The organism is Mesorhizobium sp. M5C.F.Ca.IN.020.32.2.1 (assembly GCF_004023105.1).
In the GTDB taxonomy this organism is placed as follows: Bacteria; Pseudomonadota; Alphaproteobacteria; order Rhizobiales; family Rhizobiaceae; genus Mesorhizobium; species Mesorhizobium wenxiniae.
Genome location: NZ_RZSX01000660.1, coordinates 1 through 3,682, shown reverse-complemented (window position 1 = coordinate 3,682; position 3,682 = coordinate 1). Strand labels below are relative to the sequence as shown.

3 protein-coding genes are annotated in these 3,682 nt (G+C 65.5%); all 3 read right to left on the bottom strand.

Annotation, left to right across the window (positions count from 1 at the left end; genetic code table 11):
• The coding region (locus EOA86_RS26480; protein ID WP_128344394.1) for a sarcosine oxidase subunit alpha family protein at positions 1–2,780 on the bottom strand (2,780 nt) is incomplete at its 3' end.
• Positions 2,780–3,055: a sarcosine oxidase subunit delta gene (locus EOA86_RS26475; protein ID WP_127208267.1), complete on the bottom strand. Its 276-nt coding sequence runs from the start codon at positions 3,053–3,055 to the stop codon at positions 2,780–2,782. The genes EOA86_RS26475 and EOA86_RS26480, both read right to left, overlap by 1 nt.
• 16 nt (positions 3,056–3,071) lie before the next feature.
• The coding region (locus EOA86_RS26470) for an FAD-dependent oxidoreductase (protein WP_128344392.1) at positions 3,072–3,682 on the bottom strand (611 nt) is incomplete at its 5' end.

The following is a 3,682-nucleotide window of genomic DNA, read 5'->3' as shown; positions in this document are numbered from 1 at the left end:
CCTGGTATCTCGCCCTTCGGAATGACATGTGCGCCGGAGCGCAGGCGGCGCGTCTTGTCGGTCGGCTTGATGCCAACCACGACCTGCCGATCCGCTGCCGCCAGCGCCTCGCGCCCGGCCATGACGCGGCCGATAAAATCCTTCTTGGTCGACATCATCTTGCCAAGCCCGAGGTCGGCAGCAGTCGTCGTGCCGTTCAGCTCCGGTCCGGCGACATGGCCCTTTTCGATGCGCATGACGCCAAGCGCCTCGGTGCCATAAGGCGTCACGCCGAATTGTTTGCCGGCCAGCATCAGATTGCGCACCAGCGCGTCGCCGTAGCGGGCGGGAACGGAAATCTCGAACGCCATCTCGCCGGAGAACGAGATGCGGAACAGCCGTGACTTGATGCCGCCGCGAAGCGCTACTTCCCGCGCCCCCATGAACGGAAAGCCCTCATTCGACAAATCCTCGGCTGGATCGATCATATCTCGAAGCAGGTCACGGGTCTTCGGCCCGGCGATCGAGAATTGCGCCCACTGGTCGGAGACGGATGTCAGTTGCACGTCGAGTTGAGGAAACAGCACCTGCCGGCAGAATTCGAGATGCTGCATCACCGGCCCGGCTTTGGCGGTGGTGCTGGTCAGAAAATAATGGTCCTCGGCCAGCCGCGACGTGGTGCCGTCGTCATAGACCATGCCGTCCTCCCGCAGCATCAGCCCGTAGCGCGCTTTTCCCACCGCAAGATTGGAGAAGGTGTTGATGTAGACGCGGTCGAGGAAGGCGCCGGCATCCGGTCCGTGCACGTCGATCTTGCCAAGCGTCGAGACGTCGCAGAAGCCGACGCCAGAGCGCACCGCCTTGACCTCGCGGGTGACCGATTCCAGCCAGTCCTTCTCGCCGGCGCGCGGATACCATTGCGCGCGCTTCCACAGGCCGGTGTCGACGAACACCGCGCCCTGTTCTGCTGCCCAGTGATGCGATGGCGTCAGCCTTGTCGCATGGAAGTTCTCATCGCGATGATGGCCGGCAAAGGCGCCGATGGCGACCGGCACATAGGGCGGACGGTAGATCGTCGTGCCGGTCTCGGGAATGGACTTGCCTGATACCGCCGCCAGGATGGCGAGGCCAGCGACGTTCGAGGTCTTGCCCTGGTCGGTGGCCATGCCGAGCGTCGTATAGCGCTTGAGATGCTCGACCGATTCAAAGCCTTCGCGCTGCGCCAGTTCGATGTCCGAAGCGGTGACATCATGCTGGTAGTCGACAAAGGCTTTGCCTTTGCCTGCGACATGCCAGAGCGGAGCCAGCGAAAAAGCCTCGTCGTCGGCGACTGGCGGCGTGCCGGCATTGCCGTGGTGTCCGGCACTGTGTGCCGCTGCCGCACCGGCGGCAAACCCTTGGCTCAGGCATGCGCCGAGGCCGAAGGCGCCGTTGGCAGCACCGGCGGCCACCATGCCCGGAGGGGCGCCGTCCGGCACGAAGGCTGATATATCGTCCTGCCATTTCGGCCGGCCGCGATGGTATGAGGTCAGCCCGACCGCCGGGTTCCAGCCGCCGGAAACGGCAAGTCCGTCGGCTTCGACTTCCGCGCGTGCGCCGCCGGTCAGCGATATCGAGATTTTCCTGACACCGTCCTTGCCGCCTTCGACACTGGCGACCGAACCGTTCAGCACGGGAAAGCCGGCTTTGGCGGCAAGCGCGCGATGCGCGGCGGACACGTCTGGGCGAGCATCGACGACGGCCGCGATCTGCAATCCGGCACTGAGCGCGGTCTCGACTGTGCGCCAGCCATCCTCATTGTTGGTGAACAGGGCGATCCTCTTCGCAGGGGTCGCCGCATAGCGCGCGACATAGGTCCGCATCGCCGAAGCCATCATCACGCCGGGCGTGTCATTGCCGGCAAAGACGATCGGCCGTTCGATGGCGCCGGCGGCAACGACACAGCGCTTGGCCACGATCCGCCACAGCCGCTGGCGCACCTGGTGTTCGGGCGGCGAGGGCAGATGATCGTTGACCCGTTCGATCGCGCCATAGGTGCCGCCATCATAGACGCCAAACAGCGTCGTGCGGTTCATGATGCGAACATCGGGCAGCGTGGCGAGTTCGGCCAGGGTGCGGGAAGTCCATTCGGCCGCCGGCATGCCGTCGATCGTGCCGCCGTCGGCAAGCAGGCGGCCGCCAAGCGCAAAATCTTCCTCACACAGGACGACGCGGGCACCGCTGCGACCGGCGGCAAGTGCTGTCGCCAGCCCGGCCGGGCCGGAGCCGGCGATCAGCACGTCGCAATGCGCCCAGGCCTTGTCGTAATGGTCGGGATCGGCGACGCCCGGCGCGCGTCCAAGCCCTGCGGCGCGGCGGATCGCCGGCTCGTAGATCGCTTCCCAGAACTTCGCCGGCCACATGAAGGTCTTGTAGTAGAAGCCGGCGACGAAGATCGGCGAGAACAGCTGGTTCATCGCCATCAGGTCGTGGCGCAGCGACGGCCAGCAGTTCTGGCTGGCCGCTTCCAGACCGTCATAAAGTTCTGCCGTGGTCGCCTTGGTGTTCGGCTCGCGCCGCGCGCCCGTGCGCAGCTCGACCAGCGCGTTGGGTTCTTCCGAGCCTGATGTCAGGATGCCGCGCGGCCGGTGGTATTTAAACGAGCGGCCGACCAGCTTGACGCCATTGGCGATCAGCGCCGAGGCAAGGGTGTCGCCCTGGAAGCCGGCAAAGGTTTTGCCGTCGAAGCGAAAGTTCAGGGGCGCCGAGCGGTCGATGAGGCCGCCGCTCTCCAGCCGGTGCGTCTGCGCGTGACTAACCATCAGGCGCCAACCTTTGCAGCGCCTGCGCCCGCCGCCGGCTCGACCGAGGAAATCTGGTGTGTCAGCGTGTTGCGGGTGATCTTCAGCCAGGCCCGGCAGCCGCCAGCATGGTACCAATATTCGCTCATCGCACCGGCAATGTTGTCGCGCAGGTAGACATAGTCGAACACGTCGTCCTCCGGGGCGCCGGCTGCCGGACGCACCGGCTTGGCGTCGCCGAGATAGCTGAACTCGCCGAGTTCGCGTTCGCCGCAGAAGGGACAGACAATACGCATGCTTTTTGGACCGTCCTCAGTGCAGGTTCGGTTGGGCGCCGACGCCCTTTTCATCGATCACAGCACCCCGCCGGAACCGGTCCAGGCGGAACCGCGCCGCTTCTGTGTGCAGTTCGTCGCGGGCCAGAAGATGGGCAAAGACGAGGCCGGAGCCGGGCGTCGCCTTGAAGCCGCCATAGCACCAGCCGGCATTGAGATAGAGCCCGTCCACCGGCGTCTTGTCGATGATCGGCGAGCCGTCCATCGACATGTCCATGATGCCGCCCCACTGGCGCAAGAGGCGCACGCGGCCGATCATCGGCATCAGCGCCATGCCGCCCTCGCAGACGTCTTCCATGACCGGCATGTTGCCGCGCTGGGCATAGGAATTGTAGCCATCTATGTCGCCGCCGAAGACCAGCCCACCCTTGTCGGACTGGCTGACATAGAAATGGCCGGCGCCGAAGGTCATGACGTTGGGGAGCAGCGGCTTGATCGCCTCGGAGACGAAGGCCTGCAGCACATGGCTTTCGATCGGCAGGCGCAGGCCCGCCATCGCCGCGACACGCGACGAACTGCCGGCGACGGCCATGCCGACCTTGCCGGCGCCGATTGTGCCGCGCGAAGTCTCGACGCCGGTCACTTTGC